At 34.9% G+C, this 17,848-nt stretch carries 14 protein-coding genes; 9 read left to right on the top strand and 5 right to left on the bottom strand.

The window, feature by feature from the left end; all coding sequences use genetic code 11:
• Positions 1-43: 43 nt before the first annotated feature.
• From ABXQ82_RS17485 to ABXQ82_RS17470, 4 genes are all read right to left on the bottom strand, one after another.
• On the bottom strand, positions 44-1,033 hold the full coding sequence (locus ABXQ82_RS17485) for a hypothetical protein (RefSeq protein ID WP_367062848.1): 990 nt from the start codon (positions 1,031-1,033) through the stop codon (positions 44-46).
• A gap of 2 nt (positions 1,034-1,035) precedes the next feature.
• A complete protein-coding gene (locus ABXQ82_RS17480) occupies positions 1,036-2,436 on the bottom strand; it encodes a VWA domain-containing protein (RefSeq protein ID WP_367062846.1) in 1,401 nt (466 codons plus the stop codon).
• A 363-nt stretch (positions 2,437-2,799) separates the two neighbouring features.
• Positions 2,800-4,200 carry a dihydrolipoyl dehydrogenase gene (gene lpdA / locus ABXQ82_RS17475; protein ID WP_367062844.1) on the bottom strand — a complete coding sequence of 467 codons (1,401 nt, stop codon included), beginning with the start codon at positions 4,198-4,200 and terminating at the stop codon, positions 2,800-2,802.
• A gap of 136 nt (positions 4,201-4,336) precedes the next feature.
• The gene (locus tag ABXQ82_RS17470; protein WP_367062842.1) at positions 4,337-5,932 is read right to left on the bottom strand and encodes a S41 family peptidase; all 1,596 of its coding nucleotides are present in this window, start codon (positions 5,930-5,932) and stop codon (positions 4,337-4,339) included.
• Between the two features lie 128 nt (positions 5,933-6,060).
• Here ABXQ82_RS17470 and smpB point away from each other — a divergent pair, with 128 nt between their 5' ends.
• The 3 genes from smpB to ABXQ82_RS17455 all read left to right on the top strand — a co-directional run bounded on the left by smpB (position 6,061) and on the right by ABXQ82_RS17455 (position 7,703).
• The gene (smpB, locus tag ABXQ82_RS17465) at positions 6,061-6,519 is read left to right on the top strand and encodes an SsrA-binding protein SmpB (RefSeq protein WP_367062840.1); all 459 of its coding nucleotides are present in this window, start codon (positions 6,061-6,063) and stop codon (positions 6,517-6,519) included.
• 62 nt (positions 6,520-6,581) lie between these two features.
• Positions 6,582-7,142, top strand: a complete 561-nt coding sequence (locus ABXQ82_RS17460; RefSeq protein ID WP_367062838.1) for a hypothetical protein — start codon at positions 6,582-6,584, stop codon at positions 7,140-7,142.
• A gap of 3 nt (positions 7,143-7,145) precedes the next feature.
• Complete coding sequence (locus ABXQ82_RS17455) at positions 7,146-7,703, top strand: pyridoxamine 5'-phosphate oxidase family protein (protein WP_367062836.1); 558 nt, start codon at positions 7,146-7,148, stop codon at positions 7,701-7,703.
• Positions 7,704-9,551: 1,848 nt separating this feature from the next.
• On the opposite strand, the gene ABXQ82_RS17450 is transcribed toward ABXQ82_RS17455, so the two are convergent.
• Positions 9,552-10,196 carry a protein-L-isoaspartate(D-aspartate) O-methyltransferase gene (locus ABXQ82_RS17450; protein ID WP_367062834.1) on the bottom strand — a complete coding sequence of 215 codons (645 nt, stop codon included), beginning with the start codon at positions 10,194-10,196 and terminating at the stop codon, positions 9,552-9,554.
• A gap of 346 nt (positions 10,197-10,542) precedes the next feature.
• On the opposite strand from ABXQ82_RS17450, the gene ABXQ82_RS17445 reads away from it, so the two are divergent.
• From ABXQ82_RS17445 to ABXQ82_RS17420, 6 genes are all read left to right on the top strand, one after another.
• Positions 10,543-11,502 carry a Gfo/Idh/MocA family oxidoreductase gene (locus ABXQ82_RS17445; protein WP_367062833.1) on the top strand — a complete coding sequence of 320 codons (960 nt, stop codon included), beginning with the start codon at positions 10,543-10,545 and terminating at the stop codon, positions 11,500-11,502.
• Positions 11,503-11,590: 88 nt separating this feature from the next.
• A complete protein-coding gene (locus ABXQ82_RS17440; protein WP_367062832.1) occupies positions 11,591-12,481 on the top strand; it encodes a 3-hydroxybutyryl-CoA dehydrogenase in 891 nt (296 codons plus the stop codon).
• A gap of 85 nt (positions 12,482-12,566) precedes the next feature.
• On the top strand, positions 12,567-13,238 hold the full coding sequence (locus tag ABXQ82_RS17435) for a YggS family pyridoxal phosphate-dependent enzyme (protein ID WP_367062831.1): 672 nt from the start codon (positions 12,567-12,569) through the stop codon (positions 13,236-13,238).
• 9 nt (positions 13,239-13,247) lie between these two features.
• The gene (locus ABXQ82_RS17430) at positions 13,248-14,615 is read left to right on the top strand and encodes an exonuclease domain-containing protein (protein WP_367062919.1); all 1,368 of its coding nucleotides are present in this window, start codon (positions 13,248-13,250) and stop codon (positions 14,613-14,615) included.
• Entirely contained in the window at positions 14,615-16,573 is a 1,959-nt protein-coding gene (locus ABXQ82_RS17425) for a DUF3857 domain-containing protein (protein ID WP_367062829.1), read from the top strand. The genes ABXQ82_RS17430 and ABXQ82_RS17425 overlap by 1 nt, the downstream gene beginning before the upstream one ends.
• Before the next feature lie 23 nt (positions 16,574-16,596).
• Entirely contained in the window at positions 16,597-17,445 is an 849-nt protein-coding gene (locus ABXQ82_RS17420; RefSeq protein ID WP_367062827.1) for an ion transporter, read from the top strand.
• Positions 17,446-17,848: the final 403 nt, after the last annotated feature.

Below are 17,848 nucleotides of genomic sequence, written 5' to 3'. Positions count from 1 at the left end.
ATTTTGTTTAAATAAAACGTTAAAATATTAAACAATACTAAAATTAACTTAATAAGGAATAGCTAATCAACAACTTATTATCATGTATCCATTTGATCCAACCTTTGCCAATGGTATCAAAATTATCATCAAGCAGCGTTACAAGCATCCATTCATTCGCGATGCGTAATGGTTTCATAAAACGATGTGGCACAGACAGTTTCCCTGCATGATCTAAAGGCTTTACATATATAGCTTGTGCCTCTGAATTTAAAAATTCAACACTATGCACACCTAATAAAAATTCTGGCCAATACTGGATTTTACCATCATATTTATGTACAAATGAGGTTTGGTTTGTGACGGTATTTACGGTAACCTCAACAAATTCCCCAGAAACAGATTGCACTCTAAAATAAAGCATGTCATAATCCAATTTTAAATGATCTGGAACCAACCATGGTGGTGCTGTAGCAATTTCAAAACCACCATACTTTGATTTTTTAAACGTGATACTATCAATTGGAAAATGTTCCTGTGTAGATTTTTCAAAATTAAGGTGGCCATAAAAATATAGTGCGTTTTCTTCGCCTAAATTTGGAATAAACATACCTAATCCGTCATCAATAGCCACTTTCGTTTTTGGTTTTACCAACATAGCCGTTGGTTCTGCATTTGAATCTACGGTTGCTGTCGGGACTTTCTTTTTAGGTTTTTTAATGTTCTGGATTTCCTGATTTTCAAGTGCCTTGGCTTTTTGTTTTTCTAAATATTTCATATGATAATAACCCCAAAAACATACAATAGAAACGGCAAGGGCGACGTTTAACCATATGATAATCTTTCTTTTTGCTTTGTTTGCCACAATAAGGGAGACCACAAGACCGATAACAGCCCCCATAACACCATACCCAAGTACAATCGCACCACCTGCCAAACCTTGATTTTTCCCTGCACCAACAATACCCGCATAAGTTAAACCAGCAAAAAAGGAAGCGATTAGCATTAAAAAATAGAGCAAGAAACTGTAGCCTTTTAACATTTGATGTGCCATACCTAAAAATTTATAGTTTTGGTAACTGTTTCCCCTACCTTAACTTCAATAGTGAACGTTTCTATTTTTCCAGCGTATTCCTTTTTCAACCCCCTAACACTGACTTCATAAACTCCAGGATTTAAAACAAATGTTCTAGGATTAGAATTTGAAGATGTATAAGTTCTACTACCGGCAACATTCTTTTTTGTTGCTTTATCACTAATTTTTACCAAAGCATCCACAAGTGTATTACCGTTTTTTGCACCAATCATTGCAATGCCAGAATCAAAATTATGTACTGCCTCAACAGTTTTTCCAGATTCTACTTTTACATCCTCAATGGTATAAACTGTTTCAAGTCCTTTCATCTTCAACCCTTGAACCGTAATGTCGTAAACACCCGCATTTATCTCTATAACTCTTGGCTTTCCATAGGTTCGGGTGCCTACTACAACCTTTCCTTCTTGTGTTTTTACTTTACAGGAACTATCCCATCCTTCTTTGTTATTTGTTGTTATTATATTAATTTTTCCACCGTCGAAACTTACTGTTTGATGTCCCTTTATTCCATCTATACTTTCAACATCTACTGTAGTTCCTTTAATTTTAGAATTTTCAAGTGGTCTGACCTGAAGTGTATATTTTCCAGCGGGCAAGTATAAATATGAAGTATCTCGATAGGTTCTAGCGAAATCTATTTCTTTATTAGTCTCTTTATTTATTGCTTTTACCCATGCATCAACAGGCTTCCCATTCTTTGTAGCATAAACTGAAAAGTCCCCCTTTGGATCATCAACGGTTTCTGAAGTAGCCACAGTAAGTACTTCCCCTAGACCATTGGCATTATTTGCATCATAATAATTACCATTACCAGCACCAGCTGCACACTTCAATTGCTCTTTTTCGCCTTTTTTTAAACCAAATCCAACAACGTGCATTTTAAAATCTATGCCTTCCAATTTTGCTTTTGAAACCACATCGCAGATATCTCCGTCACAGGATTCAATACCATCGGTTATCAAAATAATGGTCGCCTTTGTTTTTGTTTTCTTCAAGGAATTGATAGCCATGGTTGTCGATCTCGCCAAAGGTGTTTTCCCTAAAGAATTGATGCTTTTTACCGCTTTTGTAACTTTCTCTTTTGAATTATTGGATAAATCCACCAAATATTCAATATCGTTGCAATCTCCTTTTTTTGTATGACCATACACCAACAAGCCCACATTTTGGTTATTGGGTAGGTTATTGACGGTTTCGGTCAATACATCTGCAGCGATTTCTTTTTTGGTTTTATTCTGAAGTTTGCCCCACATAGAGCCGCTTGCATCATAAATAAACAGAATTGGCGACAACTCTTTTTCTTGGGCATTAAGATGAACTGAACAACATAAAACGACTAGTAATATGATTATTTTCTTCATAATGAATGGATTTAAATATTCTTTTCTGGGAGAAACATTTTTGTTCATGCGCAGGATATTCTATTTGGCATAAATAACCAGTCAAAATCAACATTATAGCTTGAGGAAGAATTTCTAACTTTAAATATAGTAAAGAAACTACTTAATTCAAAAATTTCAACAAGTAAAATATGTGCTTTATTTAATTTTTATAAACTGACTATAAGCTCAATAGCACTATAAATCAATAAAAAAAGCGAACTTAAATAATTTAAGTTCGCTTCAATGATATTCAAATTTTATCTTATGTGGCATCCCGTTTCCAACGGGATTTAGTTCAACCATCAAAACCTAATGCGCTACGCTTTTAGGTTTTGGGTTTCACTAAATATGCAACGCCCTATCTTCGGTAGCAGCCAAAGCCGCTTCTTTGATAGCTTCTGTAAATGTTGGATGCGCATGAGACATACGAGATACATCTTCAGCACTTGCTTTATATTCCATGGCTACAACTGCTTCAGCAATCATATCGGCAGCACGGGCACCAATCATGTGTACGCCTAAAATTTCGTCTGTGGTTTTATCGGCTAATATTTTTACAAAACCGTCTAAATCCATACTCGCTCTACTTCTACCTAAAGCACGCATTGGGAAAGACCCTGTTTTATAGTCTATACCTGCTTCTTTTAATTGTTCTTCGGTTTTACCAACTGCAGCAACTTCCGGCCATGTATAAACTACCCCGGGAATTAAGTTATAATCGATATGTGGTTTTTGTCCCGCTAAAGTTTCGGCAACAAAAACACCTTCTTCTTCCGCTTTATGCGCTAACATAGCTCCTTTTACAACATCGCCAATGGCATATATATTGGAAGCACTTGTTTGTAAATGTTCGTTTACTTCAACACGTCCTCGATCGTCTAGTTTTACTCCAGCAGCCTCTGCATTCAATCCATCTGTGTAGGGTTTACGACCTACTGAAACCAAACAATAATCGCCTTTAAACTCTACTTCCTCCCCTTTTTTGTTATCTGCTTTCACTATAACTTCATTGCCTTTTCGCCCAACAGATTTCACTTTGTGAGATACTTGCATTGAAAATTTTGCTTTCTTAAACACTTTATTTAATTCTTTAGACAAACCAGCATCCATAGTTGGAATAATACGATCCATATATTCTACAACTGTAACTTCTGAGCCTAAACGTCTATATACTTGCCCCAGTTCCAAACCAATAACACCACCACCAATAATAATTAAGTGTTTCGGGATTTCTTTCAATTTTAAAGCTTCAGTTGATGTTATAACCCGTTCTTTATCTATTGAAATAAAAGGTAAAGAAGACGGTTTACTACCCGTTGCAATTATTGTATTTTTAGCTTCTATTTCGATAGTTTCTTCTCCTGAAATTGCAATATGAGTAGCATCTTTAAAACTTCCTAAACCTTGATATACATCAATGTTATTCTTCTTCATTAAAAAATCGATACCTCCTGTGGTTTGATCTACAACCGACTGCTTGCGAGCTATCATTTTCTCCAAATTCACTTTTACCTCACCCGGGATTTCAATACCATGTTCTTCAAAATGTTTCATGGCATCGTCATAATGGTGCGAAGAATCTAAAAGTGCTTTACTTGGGATACAGCCTACATTTAAGCACGTTCCGCCAAGGGTTGCATATTTTTCTATAATGGCAGTTTTCATGCCTAATTGTGCACAACGGATTGCTGCAACATATCCTCCCGGACCAGAACCGATAACGGCCACATCGTATGATTTCATAGTGTTTTTTTGAATTTTGAATAAAAAATATGCTTCGAACACGACAGGTGTATCAAAGCAAAACGAACATCAAAAATACGAATTTAGATTTAAGGGTTTTAACAGTTTTGGAGTTTTTTTAGCAACTTCATCTATGCTAATTTTCGATATCGTTTAAAATCCAATCTAATGCTGCATCTTTTTTCAATTGTCTATCTTTTAAAGTAGGTAAAATTTCAACATCAGGTTTAATACCGTATCCATCAGGTTCTTGCTTGTATGGCGCTTCAACCTGCATTAAGCCTATTCTAATTACTAATTTAGTTGCTGGTAATTGATAGTGTTTATAAAGTCCTGCAACACAACCATTGTAGGCCCCTCCTGTTTCTTCTCCAACAAAAGTGGCACGTTTCGTAGCTTTTAAATGTGTAGAAATTATTGAGGAAGCTGAAAACGAATTCCCATTAATCAACACATATAATTTGCCTTTATAGTTTAATGGATTTGGTCTTTCTGGTTTGGCTTGCTTAAACTTATAATACAGCTTACCGTCTTTCTTTTTTGTTTTTAGCAAATTCTGAACGATAACAATAGGCGAAAAAACACCAGCAAGAATTTTTAAACCCGTTGGTGTTGTATTGCTCATAACTGATTTTAAAGCGGGAAGCCTGCTATTGACTTCACTTTCAGTTATAAATTGAAATTCTTTATCTGTTAAATAAGAATATAATTTTTCTATTTCAGCAATGCGTCCACCCCCATTCTCCCTTAAATCCAAAATGAAATGTTTGGTGTTAGCAGCATCTAATTTGGCGAAACTCTCTTTGTAAAACTTTTTATAATTCCCGTTTGAAAACCCTCTAATTTTCATGTATGCTACAGCACTATCTTTACCAATAAAATCTAGGTTTCTGGTAAATTCTTTCGTTCTTGAAATATAGCCGTGTTTTTTATTGTACTTGCGCTTTTTCTTAGCAGCAATTTTTTTTGCTTTCTTTTCGGCTCTGGTTAATTTTTTCGGTTTTACTTTTAATGAGTCTTCCTTTTTTAACCCCGAAGTATCTGTTTCTTTTTTCTTTTCTTTTTTGGGAACCCTTCTGAACATTTTAGTAAACAAAGAATCTTTAGATTTAAAGGTAACTTTCAAACTGTCTAAAAACCCCTTGTCGCGCACGTAAAATTGTTTAAAACCTTTACTAACAAACCTGTTATGGAGCGTTGTGTTATAACCATCGGAAGCAAAACGTGTTTTATAAGTATTCACTAATTCAGATGCAGGTTCCTCATTTATGCTTACAACTTCTGTTCCAACAAATATGGAGTCTTTTCCAAGGGTTCGTTTTACCCATAATTTATCGTCTAAATATTCAAATTCTAAATCGTAAAATTCAAATTTTTTCTTTTTAAGCTTTTTCAGTTCCTTCCGTTCAAAACGCTTTCCCATTGGTTTTACAGCAACATGACCTTGTCTCACATTGGTAAGAACTGGTGCTAATTTTTTGTAGAAATCGCGAGATGTCAATGGTGTTGTTATAGCCCTTTTTAAACTATCAAACTTAAATTCCAAAATAGCTTTTGGTGTGTATTGGTATAATTTGGGATGTTGTTTTTTTAACTGACTGTAGGCTTTATCAATATCTTCATGCAATTCTTCAACTGAATGTAACTTTGTGATTTGCTCGTTATGTTTTTTTACACTAACACAGGAGGATAACAAAAATGCAACAAGCACTATTAATACTAGTTTTCTCATATACTCAGATAAAAATTCAATGCTAAAATAACCGTATTTCATTTATATTTTAATCTATTAGTGTTTATTTAACTTTGAAGTTTGATAAAACCGTAAAATGTTTTATATAATTACGTAGTTTTGTGGTCATGCAAAAAGCAGTCAACATACAGAACAAAAAGGCGCGGTTTCAATATGAAATATTGGATAAATATACTGCTGGAATTGTGCTAACTGGCACCGAAATTAAATCCATAAGAAGCAGTAAGGCCTCCATTGCCGAAAGTTTTTGTGAGTTTAGTGAAAATGGCGAACTTTTTGTAGTGAATATGACCATTCAAGAATATGCGTTTGGCAATTATTACAACCACAAACCCAAAGCGGTTAGAAAACTATTGCTCAATAAAAAAGAGCTTAAGAAATTGAATAAAGAAGTCCAAAATACGGGGCTGACCATTATTCCATTGCGTTTGTTTATTAATGATAAAGGCTATGCTAAACTAGATATTGCGCTTGCAAAAGGAAAAAAACTCTTCGATAAACGCGAAACGATAAAAGACAGAGACAACAAGCGTGATTTGGATAGAATTAAAAAAATCTATAAATAATTTAAGATGATTTTAACCGTTTTAAGGGTTCAAAATCATTAATTTTCCATAAAATATTTAAAATGAAAAGGATTCTTCTCATACTTATAATTGGTATTGTTTCACTTCCTCTAAATGCTCAAAAAAGATCAAATAAAAACGATGATTCTGATAAAAAGGAATTTGTTGTGGATAGCACAAGAGTTTTAACTTTAGACAAAACCATTAAAACATTGTATAAGGTGCTTTCTGCTGAAAAAGAACAAGACCGCAACTGGAAACAATTTAAATACCTGTTCCATCCTGATGCTAAATTAATTGCCTCTGGAATGAATCAAGATTATGAATACAAGGCAAAATATTTAACCCCAAACGAATACATTAAAAGTTCTGGAAAGTGGTTAAAAATGAATGGTTTTATCGAAAAGGAAATCCATAGAAAAGTAACTGCTTTCGGGAATATAGCACATGTTTTTAGTACTTACGAATGCTTTCATAGTAAAGATGATGAACAGCCATTTATGAGAGGTGTGAATAGTATTCAATTATTAAATGATGAAAATCGTTGGTGGATTATCAATATTTTTTGGTCTCAAGAAACCGAAGAAAACCCAATACCAAAAGCCTACTTACCAAGAACCTAAACCATGGCGAAATTTTTTACTGAAATTACTCCAGAATTACAAACCTTTATTGAGGATCAAAAAATATTTTTTGTGGCAACAGCTGTTGATGAAGGACGTATAAATTTGTCCCCAAAAGGTTTAGCAGATACTTTCAGAATTATTGATAAAAATAAAATATTGTGGTTAAACCTCACAGGTAGTGGCAATGAAACCGCGGCGCATTTGTTAAAAAATGACCGAATGACAATTATGTTCTGTTCCTTTGATGGTAAACCTTTAATCTTAAGATTATATGGTAACGCTAAAATTTATCATGAAAGAGATACTGAATTTAAACAGCACATCGAGTTATTTCCTGAAATTCCTGGCACACGACAAATTATTGAAATGACTGTTGATGCCGTACAAACCTCTTGTGGATACGCAGTTCCTTTTATGGATTTTAAAGAAGAACGTAAGCAACTAAATTCTTGGGCTGAAAAACAGGGTAAAGAGCGTATTGAAAAGTACTGGAAAGAGAAGAATGTTAAGAGCATTGATGGGTTGGATACTGAGATATTTGGGGGTTCTCAAAATTAAATTTAATACACGTAATAAATATTTTTTCTCTCGCAAAGTCGCGAAGACGCAAAGAGTTCAAGGATTCTTGTTGAATACATTAGACTGAAAAATAAGAACTCTCTAAAAAATTAGACACAGATTTTTACGGATTATTGAGAGCGGTAAATTGTTTCGCCGAGATTCACGGAGTTCACACAGAGGTTCACAGAGAATTTCTTGAATTTGAAGTTTTTAACTGAGACTGTGTAAACTGTGACTGTAACTGATACTCTAAAATATCAGACACGGATTTCACGGATTTTCACGGATTGGTGCTTGCTGTAAATTGTTTCGCGGAGATTCACGGAGTTCACACAGAGGCTCACAGAGAATTTCTTTAAATTTCAAGTTTTTAACTGAGACTGTGTAAACTGTGACTGTGACTGATACTCTAAAATATCAGACACGGATTTCACGGATTTTCACGGATTGGTGCTTGCTGTAAATTGTTTCGCGGAGATTCACGGAGTTCACACAGAGGTTCACAGAGAGTTTCTTGAAATTTCAAGTTTTTATCTGAGACTGTGTAAAATGTGACTGTAACTGATACTCTAAAATATCAGACACGGATTTCACGGATTTTCACGGATTGGTGCTTGCTGTAAATTGTTTCGCGGAGATTCGCGGAGTTCACACAGAGGTTCACAGAGAATTTCTTGAATTTGAAGTTTTTAACTGAGACTGTGTAAACTGTGACTGTAACTGATACTCTAAAATATCAGACACGGATTTCACGGATTTTCACGGATTGGTGCTTGCTGTAAATTGTTTCGCGGAGATTCACGGAGTTCACACAGAGGCTCACAGAGAATTTCTTTAAATTTCAAGTTTTTAACTGAGACTGTGTAAACTGTGACTGTGACTGATACTCTAAAATATCAGACACGGATTTCACGGATTTTCACGGATTGGTGCTTGCTGTAAATTGTTTCGCGGAGATTCACGGAGTTCACACAGAGGTTCACAGAGAGTTTCTTGAAATTTCAAGTTTTTATCTGAGACTGTGTAAACTGTGACTGTGACTGATACTCTAAAATATCAGACACGGATTTCACGGATTTTCACGGATTGGTGCTTGCTGTAAATTGTTTCGCGGAGATTCGCGGAGTTCACACAGAGGTTCACAGAGAGTTTCTTGAAATTTGAAGTTTTTATCTGAGACTGTGTAAAATGTGACTGTAACTGATACTCTAAAATATCAAACACGGATTTCACGGATTTTCACGGATTAGTGCTTGCTGTAAATTGTTTCACGGAGATTCACGGAGTTCACACAGAGGTTCACAGAGAGTTTCTTGAAATTTCAAGTTTTTATCTGAGACTGTGTAAACTGTGACTGTAACTGATACTCTAAAATATCAGACACGGATTTCACGGATTTTCACGGATTAGTGCTTGCTGTAAATTGTTTCGCGGAGATTCACGGAGTTCACACAGAGGTTCACAGAGAGTTTCTTGAATTTGAAGTTTTTATCTGAGACTGTGTAAAATGTGACTGTAACTGATACTCTAAAATATCAGACACGGATTTCACGGATTTTCACGGATTGGTGCTTGCTGTAAATTGTTTCGCGGAGATTCGCGGAGTTCACACAGAGGTTCACAGAGAATTTCTTTAAATTTCAAGTTTTTAACTGAGACTGTGTAAACTGTGACTGTAACTGAAAGCTGAGACTGCGACTGAGACTGAGACTGAGACTGCGACTGTAAACTAAATCAATTTTATTAACTTCTGTCTTTTCGTCATTTCGTCTTCCGTCTTCCGTCATCGGTCTCCCGTCATCAGTCTCCCGTCATCGGTCTCCCGTCTCCCGTCATTTTCAACACTCAATTCTTATCCTCCAACAAAGGCACAAAACGAAATTCGCCAAACTCATGTTGTTCAAACTCCTTTGGTCCTTTTCTAATAAAAAGTGTCATCACTTGAATATCATCACCTACTGGAATTACCAAACGTCCACCATCATGCTTTAACTGACTCAACAACGGCTTAGGTACAAATGGTGCGCCTGCGGTTACAATAATACTATCAAAAGGGGCTTCTTCTGGCAATCCTTTATAACCATCCCCAAAAATTAACTTTTTTGCACGATAGCCTAGCTTTGGCAGAAATTTGCTGGTTTTTTTAAACAACTCTTGTTGGCGTTCAATACTGTAAATTATCGCACCTAATTCGGATAACACCGCAGTTTGGTAACCACTACCTGTACCTATTTCCAAAACTTTATGTCCTGAAGCTATTTGAAGCAATTCAGTTTGAAAAGCTACTGTATAAGGTTGAGAAATGGTTTGGTCTGCCGCTATAGGAAACGCTTTATCTTTATAGGCATGGTCTAAAAAACCAGAATCCATAAACAAATGCCGAGGTATATTGCCAATGGCTTTTAAAACCTTTTCATCTTGTATGCCTTTCACTTTTAAAACGTTAACTAATTGTTGACGTAATCCTTTATGCTTAAATGTATCTTTCAATTTTGGGTAGTTAATTATGCTAAAATAAAATAATTTCTTGAAGAAACACATGCCATAAGACATATAAAATTTTATTAGTCTTTATTTAGGTTTTTGATAAAAACGAAATTATTTTATTTAGACTCCCGATGTCTCGGGAATGACAATTACGTCCAAAACTTCAACGAAAAACGTCGAGGATTTTTTTTTAGAATTAATCAAACATTTTTAAGAAGAAAACAATTTTAGCAGAATTTAATTTTAGTATCTTTAATGTGGAAAAATCATCGTGGAAAAGCCTAATTTTGGCTTTATTTTATAATTAGAACTTACTATTTATAGTATTTTTGTTTAAAACGTAAAAATTATGCTGAAAGCTGGTGTTCTTGGTGCAGGTCATCTTGGGAAAATTCATTTAAGACTTCTAAAACAATCTGAAAAGTATGACTTAGTTGGCTTTTATGATGCAGATACTGAAAATGCAAAAAAAGTTGCAGAAGAATTCGGGTATCATTTATTCGATTCTATTGACGATTTAATAGATGCTGTAGATGTCGTCGATATTGTAACACCCACGCTTTCCCATCATCAATGTGCTATAAAAGCCATTACAAAAGGAAAGCATATTTTTATTGAAAAACCTATTACAAATACCGTTGCCGAAGCCGAAGAAATTAGAGCTTTGGTTGCTTTACATAAGGTAAAAGGACAGGTTGGTCATGTGGAGCGTTTTAATCCAGCCTTTATAGCTGTGAAAGATGATATCAAATCGCCAATGTTTATCGAAACCCATCGTTTGGCTGAATTTAATCCAAGAGGCACCGATGTTCCTGTGGTTTTAGATTTAATGATTCATGATATTGATATTATTTTGAGTATCGTAAAATCTGAAGTGAAACATATTTCAGCAAGTGGTGTTGCCGTAATTAGCGATACGCCTGATATTGCAAACGCAAGAATTGAATTCAAAAATGGCTGTGTTGCAAACTTAACGGCAAGTAGAATTTCGTTGAAAAAAATGCGTAAAGGACGTTTTTTCCAAAAAGACGCTTACATCTCGGTTGATTTTTTGGAGAAAAAATGTGAAGTTGTAAAAATGAAAGATGCCCCAGAAAATCCTGGAGATTTTGATATGATTTTACAAAATGCCGAAGGGATTAAAAAACAGATTTATTTCGACAACCCTAAAGTACAGGACATCAATTCTATACTTGACGAACTGGAAACATTTGCAGATGCTATAAATAATGATACAACGCCAATTGTAACTTTACATGATGGTACTGAAGCGTTGCGCGTTGCGAATATGATTATCAATCAGTTTTAGGGAAAGAGACGGAAGACAGAAGTTTGGATTCCGAAAGTCGAGCATAAATAGTCTTTCTATTTCAACAAATTTTCAAAATTAATTCTTTATGAAAAACATCGCAGTTATAGGCGCCGGCACCATGGGAAATGGTATTGCACATACATTTGCACAAAACGGATTTATAGTTCAACTTATTGACGTAAATAAAGATGCCCTAAATAAAGGACTGCAAACCATTGCTACAAACTTAGACAGAATGGTGGCTAAGGAAAAAATTACTTCAGAAGAAAAACAAAGCACATTACATAATATTTCTACATTTTCCAATCTTAATAAAGGGGTTGAAAATGCCAATTTAGTTGTTGAAGCTGCTACCGAAAACTTAGATTTAAAGCTCAAAATTTTCAAGACCTTGGACGAAGCATGTCCAGACACAGCAATTCTAGCCTCGAACACGTCCTCTATTTCAATTACCCAAATAGCTGCGGTGACTTCAAAACCAGAACGTGTTATCGGGATGCATTTTATGAATCCTGTGCCTATCATGCAATTAGTGGAAATCATTAATGGCTACAATACGAGTAAAGAAGTCACTAAAACCATCATGGATCTATCTAAAACCTTAGGTAAAGTTCCTGTTGAAGTGAATGACTATCCAGGATTTGTAGCCAACCGTATTTTAATGCCAATGTTGAACGAATCCATTGAAACGCTTTACAACGGCGTTGCAGGAGTTGAAGAAATTGATACGGTTATGAAACTGGGAATGGCACACCCCATGGGCCCTTTACAATTAGCCGATTTTATTGGATTAGATGTTTGTTTATCTATTTTAAACGTGATGTACAATGGTTTTAAAAACCCTAAGTATGCACCATGTCCGTTGTTGGTTAATATGGTAAATGCAGGTAAATTAGGTGTGAAATCGGGCGAAGGGTTTTATGATTATTCTGAGAGTAAAAAAGCTGAAAAAGTTTCCAAACAGTTTTTGAGATAGGAAAATTATATTTAACAATTTCAACCCTTAAAATTAAATTATCCCTACCTTGTTTTGATTTAGCTTCTACCCTATTTTTGCACTTATGAGCATAAAAGAAAACCTCCTAAATATCACAAACACATTACCAGACCACGTCACGCTTGTAGCCGTTTCAAAAACAAAACCAGTTTCTGATATCATGGAAGCCTACAATATTGGGCATCGCATTTTTGGAGAAAACAAAGTCCAAGAAATGGTTGAGAAATATGAAGAAATGCCAAAAGATATTGAATGGCACATGATTGGGCATTTACAACGTAACAAAGTAAAATACATGGCAAACTTTGTAAGCCTCATTCACGGAGTTGACAATTTTAAACTGCTAAAGGAAATAAACAAGCAAGCCAAAAAACACGATAGAATCATCGATTGTTTATTGCAGATAAAAATAGCGGATGAAGATTCTAAATTTGGCATGTCTCCAAATGAAGCGCAAGACATTATTCAATCTAAAGCCCTTTCAGAGTTACAACATGTTAGAATCAAGGGACTTATGGGAATGGCAACTTTCACTAATAATATACATCAGATAGAAAGAGAATTTAAAATGTTAAAACAAACTTTTGATAGCCTAAAACCATTAGAAAATTCTAACTTTAAACCAGAAACCATTAGTATGGGCATGAGTGGCGATTACCAACTGGCAATTGACTGTGGAAGCACCATGATTCGTGTAGGAAGTAGTATATTTGGTTCAAGAAATTATTCAAATTAAGACAAGGATATTTACGCAGTATTAGACATAGAGACTACTGGAGGCAAGTATAACGAAGAAGGCATTACCGAAATTGCAATCTATAAATTTGATGGTCATGAAATAGTTGACCAGTTTATTAGTCTAGTAAATCCCGAAAGAGAGATCCAACCTTTTGTGGTTAACCTTACCGGGATAAACAGTAACATGCTTCGTAACGCTCCAAAATTCTACGAAGTAGCAAAACGCATTGTTGAAATTACCGATGGCTGTATCATTGTGGCCCATAATGCGCAATTCGATTACAGGATTTTAGGCACAGAATTTAAACGCTTAGGTTTTGAATATGAACGACAATCACTATGTACCGTAGAACTTTCAAAATATTTAATTCCAGATCAGGCTTCCTATAGTTTAGGGAAACTAGTACGCTCACTTGGTATTCCTGTAACCGATAGACATCGCGCTTCGGGCGATGCACAAGCCACAGTAAAACTCTTTAAAATGTTGTTGGATAAAGACACGTCTAAAAACATCATCAAAGATGCGGTGCGACTAAACCCTAAACGACAACTAGAACCTAGACATCTCGATATTATAGCAGATTTACCAGCTATTACAGGAGTTTATTATATTCATAAAGCCGATGGGGAAATCATTTATATTGGAAAAAGTAACAATATAAAAAAGCGCATCAATCAGCATTTTACCAGTACCAACCCAAAATCAAAAAAAATTCAAGCTTTAGTCCATACCGTAACTTATGAAGCTACTGGGAGTGAATTAGTGGCTCTTTTAAAAGAAAGCGAAGAAATAAAACGGAACAAACCCATATTTAATCGTGCTTTAAGACGTACTATTTTCACACATGCACTTTACAGTTTTAAAGATGAAAACAGCTATATCAACCTTAAAATTGATGTTGTCGATGGCAGAAAAAAACCAATTACCACTTTTAGCAACAGACAAAGCGGAAAAAGTTTTATAACCAAAGTAGTGGAAGATTATAAATTATGTCAAAAATTAACAGGGCTTTACAAAACAAAAACAAGTTGTTTTAATTATGAAATAAAACAATGTGATGGTGCGTGTATCGGAGAAGAACCTGCCGAAGGTTACAACAAACGTGTTCTAGCTATTATAGACAAAAACAGCTACGAAAACAAAAACATGGTCATTGTCGATAAAGGTAGAGCTGTAGATGAGCGTAGTGCAATACTCATTAAAGAAGGTGTTTTTGTAGGTCTTGGATTTTTCAATTTGAACTATCAAATAAATAATCTGGAAATATTAGAATCTATCATAACACCGATGCAAAATAATAGAGACGCCCAACATATTATCCAAAGTTATCTAAGACGAAACAAACGTGTAAAACAAATCATTTTAGACAGTTAATGAAACAATTTTTAGTTATTCTTGCCTTTAGCCTTTGCCTAAACCTATTTTCTCAATCTGCTTTTAATTCGGAATCTTATCGCGTTGTGCTTGCCGATATTGAAACCAATACTTTTGAAAAAGACACAACAGCACATGCGCTAGTAATTTACGAACAAGGCAACAGTTATGTAGATCCGGGAGATTACGATTTAAGAACTGAAATAAAACATAAAATAAAAATCTTAAATAGAGACGGTTTTGATAAAGCTAATATTGTAATTCCGCTTTACAATACTAAAAACCGCTCAGAAAAAGTGGATCAAATTTTAGCAACCACTTATAATAAGATTGATGGGAAAGTTATTAAAACACAATTAGAAGAAAAAGATATTTTTAGAGAGAAGTACAATGAGAATTATACCTTGGTAAAGTTCACAATGCCCAATATTCAACCTGGTTCCGTTATTACATATAGTTACAAGCTAAGATCTCCATTTATGTTTAAATATAAAGGTTGGGAATTTCAGGACGATATCCCAAAATTATATAGTGAATACAAAACAAGTATTCCAGGAAATTGGCATTATCATATCAAACTGGTCGGCTATAAAAAATTAGATGTAGAAACATCCGATATTAAAAAAACCTGTCTGGAGCATGCAAGAGGAGCAAGTGCCGATTGTGCAGTAAGCACCTATGCCATGAAAGACGTACCTGCTTTTATTGAGGAAAACCATATGACAACCAAAGACAACTATTTGGCTCGAATAGAATATGAGTTACAAACTTTTAGCGGCTTTGATGGCACAGTAAACAATTATACCAAAACATGGAAAGATGTTGATGGAGAGCTGCGCAGCGAACCCAGTATAGGCAAACAATTATCCAAAAAATTAAAACCAGAAGATTTCTTCGGGGCAAGTGTCATAAACGAACCAAATAATTTAAAAAGAGCCAAAGCCATTCTTAAACATGTTCAAGAAAATTATACTTGGAATGAGGAATACAGCATCTTCAAAAAATCCAATATAAAAGACCTCATTGAAGACAAATCAGGAAACGTTTCTTCAATAAACATCTTATTGCACAACCTATTAAAGTCTTGTAACATCAATGTATCTCCTGTATTGGTTTCGACTCGAAAAAATGGGTTTCCTACTAAGATTTATCCAGTAATTTCAGATTTTAATTACCTTATAGTTCAAGCAAAAATAGGTGGTAAAACATATCTGCTAGATGCTACAGACCCCTATTTAAGTTTCGGGCAAATCCCATTTAAATGTCTCAATCTATATGGTCGTTTACTAGACTTTAAAAACGGAAGTTCATGGATTAATATTGGCCCAAGAAAACCATCCATGTCATTTATAAAAACCGAATTAAACATTGATGAAGCAGGTAATATTAATGGTAAGGCAAGATCAAGAGCAACGGGATATCATGGCTTGAACAAGAAAAAATCATGCTTAGGAAGTCCAGATGCTTACGTTGAAAAACTTCAGAATAAATTTGTGAATTTGAACATAAAAAACTTCGAAACTCAGACTACAGAAAACACGAGTGCATCCTTTAGTTCGGCTTTCGATTTTACCTTAGAAGAAGCTTTAGTTGGAGATAATTTATACATCAATCCATTTCTATTCCCTTTTTTTAAAGAAAACCCTTTTAAACTACAAGAACGCACCTACCCCGTAGATTTCGGCTATAAAGATGGTTACTTTTATAATTTAAGGTTTACCATTGATGACGCTTTTGAAATTGTAGAAATTCCAAAAAGCGCCTTATTAAAACTTGCTGATAATGGTGGTCTGCTAAATATGTCTAGCAATTTATTAGGTAATACTGTTAACATAACCTTCAAAGTAGATTTTAAAAAGCCCTTATATCCCGCAGAACTTTACCCCTATTTAAAAGAATTTATGAATACCGTTGTTGATATTCAAACCAACTCTCTAATTGTTCTAAAAAAGAAATAACATATCTTTAGTATTTTAGTAAAATGAACACAACAACAAAAAATCATTGGCGCTCAAAACTTCATGACATCATTTATGAAGCCGATACGCCTGCGGGAAAGCTTTTCGACTTAGTTTTGTTTATAGCCATTATAGCAAGTATTATTTTAGTCATGTTAGAAAGCATTGATAGCTTTGACAAAAAATATCATAACTTTTTAAATATTTCAGAATGGATCATCACCATTTTGTTCAGCATAGAATATATAGCCCGCATCATTACTGTAAAAAAACCATTAAAATATATTTTTAGTTTTTATGGTATTGTCGATTTTTTATCCACAATACCAAAATACATCTCCCTTTTATTTGGTGGTATCCATGCTTTAGCAGCATTGAGAGCCCTGCGTTTACTCCGTATTTTTAGAATCCTAAAACTGGCGCGTTACCTAGGTGCTTCAAATATGCTTATCTCTGCCCTAAGAGCAAGCAGGGCAAAAATTTTGGTTTTTCTATTTGCGGTTCTCATTTTGTGTGTCATTTGTGGCACACTCATGTATCTCATAGAAGGCGAAGAAAGTGGTTTTTCAAGCATTCCCGTTAGTGTCTATTGGTGTATTGTTACGCTAACTACAGTTGGCTTTGGCGATATTGCACCTGTAACTCCTTTAGGACAGTTTTTGGCTGCCTTAATTATGATTATGGGTTACGGTATTATTGCTGTACCAACAGGAATTGTATCTGCTGAATATTCTACTCAAGGCACAAAAAAGCACCCTAATCCAAATACTAAAGTGTCTTTAAACTCCAAATCCTGCGAAAATTGTCTTGCCGAAAGTCATAGCGACAAAGCAGATTATTGTTACAATTGTGGCGAAAAATTGCATATTTAGGTTTTGGGCGTTCCCCTACCGGGGTCAGGCTTTTCGTTCCAAGTCCTCGCTCCCAAAAGGTCGCTGTGGGCTTTCCTCTGCCCCCGTATGCTCGGGGCTTAACGCGGGCAAATCCGCAAGTGCCTTTTCTTAATAAAACATTTCAGTTACTTCATAATTCATCATGTTCTTCCCTGAGTAGAGTTGTTCGTTGTTCGTTAATCATCAATCGTTGTTCATTGTTCGTTGTCCATCAGCCGTAATTCTGACCCGTCCTGAATAAAGGCTACACAATCTTAATCAATTATGTACAAAAATGACAAAGTAATCAGACGGTATTCCGAATCTTTTAAACTCAAAATTTTAGACGAACTTACCGCAGGAAAATTAAACAAGTATCAACTAGGTAAAGCGTATGGTATTG

This window comes from Algibacter sp. 2305UL17-15, assembly GCF_040720935.1.
In the GTDB taxonomy this organism is placed as follows: Bacteria; Bacteroidota; Bacteroidia; order Flavobacteriales; family Flavobacteriaceae; genus Jejuia.
Note: the sequence above shows the minus strand (reverse complement) of the source record. Positions and strands in the feature narration are given on the sequence as shown.

What these genes read in the sequence shown, in the direction of transcription:
- ABXQ82_RS17485 (WP_367062848.1), bottom strand. Translation starts at nt 1,033, where the DNA reads ATGGCACATCAAATGTTAAAAGGCTACAGTTTCTTGCTCTATTTTTTA.
- ABXQ82_RS17480 (WP_367062846.1), bottom strand. Translation starts at nt 2,436, where the DNA reads ATGAAGAAAATAATCATATTACTAGTCGTTTTATGTTGTTCAGTTCAT.
- lpdA (WP_367062844.1), bottom strand. Translation starts at nt 4,200, where the DNA reads ATGAAATCATACGATGTGGCCGTTATCGGTTCTGGTCCGGGAGGATAT.
- ABXQ82_RS17470 (WP_367062842.1), bottom strand. Translation starts at nt 5,932, where the DNA reads ATGAGAAAACTAGTATTAATAGTGCTTGTTGCATTTTTGTTATCCTCC.
- smpB (WP_367062840.1), top strand. Translation starts at nt 6,061, where the DNA reads ATGCAAAAAGCAGTCAACATACAGAACAAAAAGGCGCGGTTTCAATAT.
- ABXQ82_RS17460 (WP_367062838.1), top strand. Translation starts at nt 6,582, where the DNA reads ATGAAAAGGATTCTTCTCATACTTATAATTGGTATTGTTTCACTTCCT.
- ABXQ82_RS17455 (WP_367062836.1), top strand. Translation starts at nt 7,146, where the DNA reads ATGGCGAAATTTTTTACTGAAATTACTCCAGAATTACAAACCTTTATT.
- ABXQ82_RS17445 (WP_367062833.1), top strand. Translation starts at nt 10,543, where the DNA reads ATGCTGAAAGCTGGTGTTCTTGGTGCAGGTCATCTTGGGAAAATTCAT.
- ABXQ82_RS17440 (WP_367062832.1), top strand. Translation starts at nt 11,591, where the DNA reads ATGAAAAACATCGCAGTTATAGGCGCCGGCACCATGGGAAATGGTATT.
- ABXQ82_RS17435 (WP_367062831.1), top strand. Translation starts at nt 12,567, where the DNA reads ATGAGCATAAAAGAAAACCTCCTAAATATCACAAACACATTACCAGAC.
- ABXQ82_RS17425 (WP_367062829.1), top strand. Translation starts at nt 14,615, where the DNA reads ATGAAACAATTTTTAGTTATTCTTGCCTTTAGCCTTTGCCTAAACCTA.
- ABXQ82_RS17420 (WP_367062827.1), top strand. Translation starts at nt 16,597, where the DNA reads ATGAACACAACAACAAAAAATCATTGGCGCTCAAAACTTCATGACATC.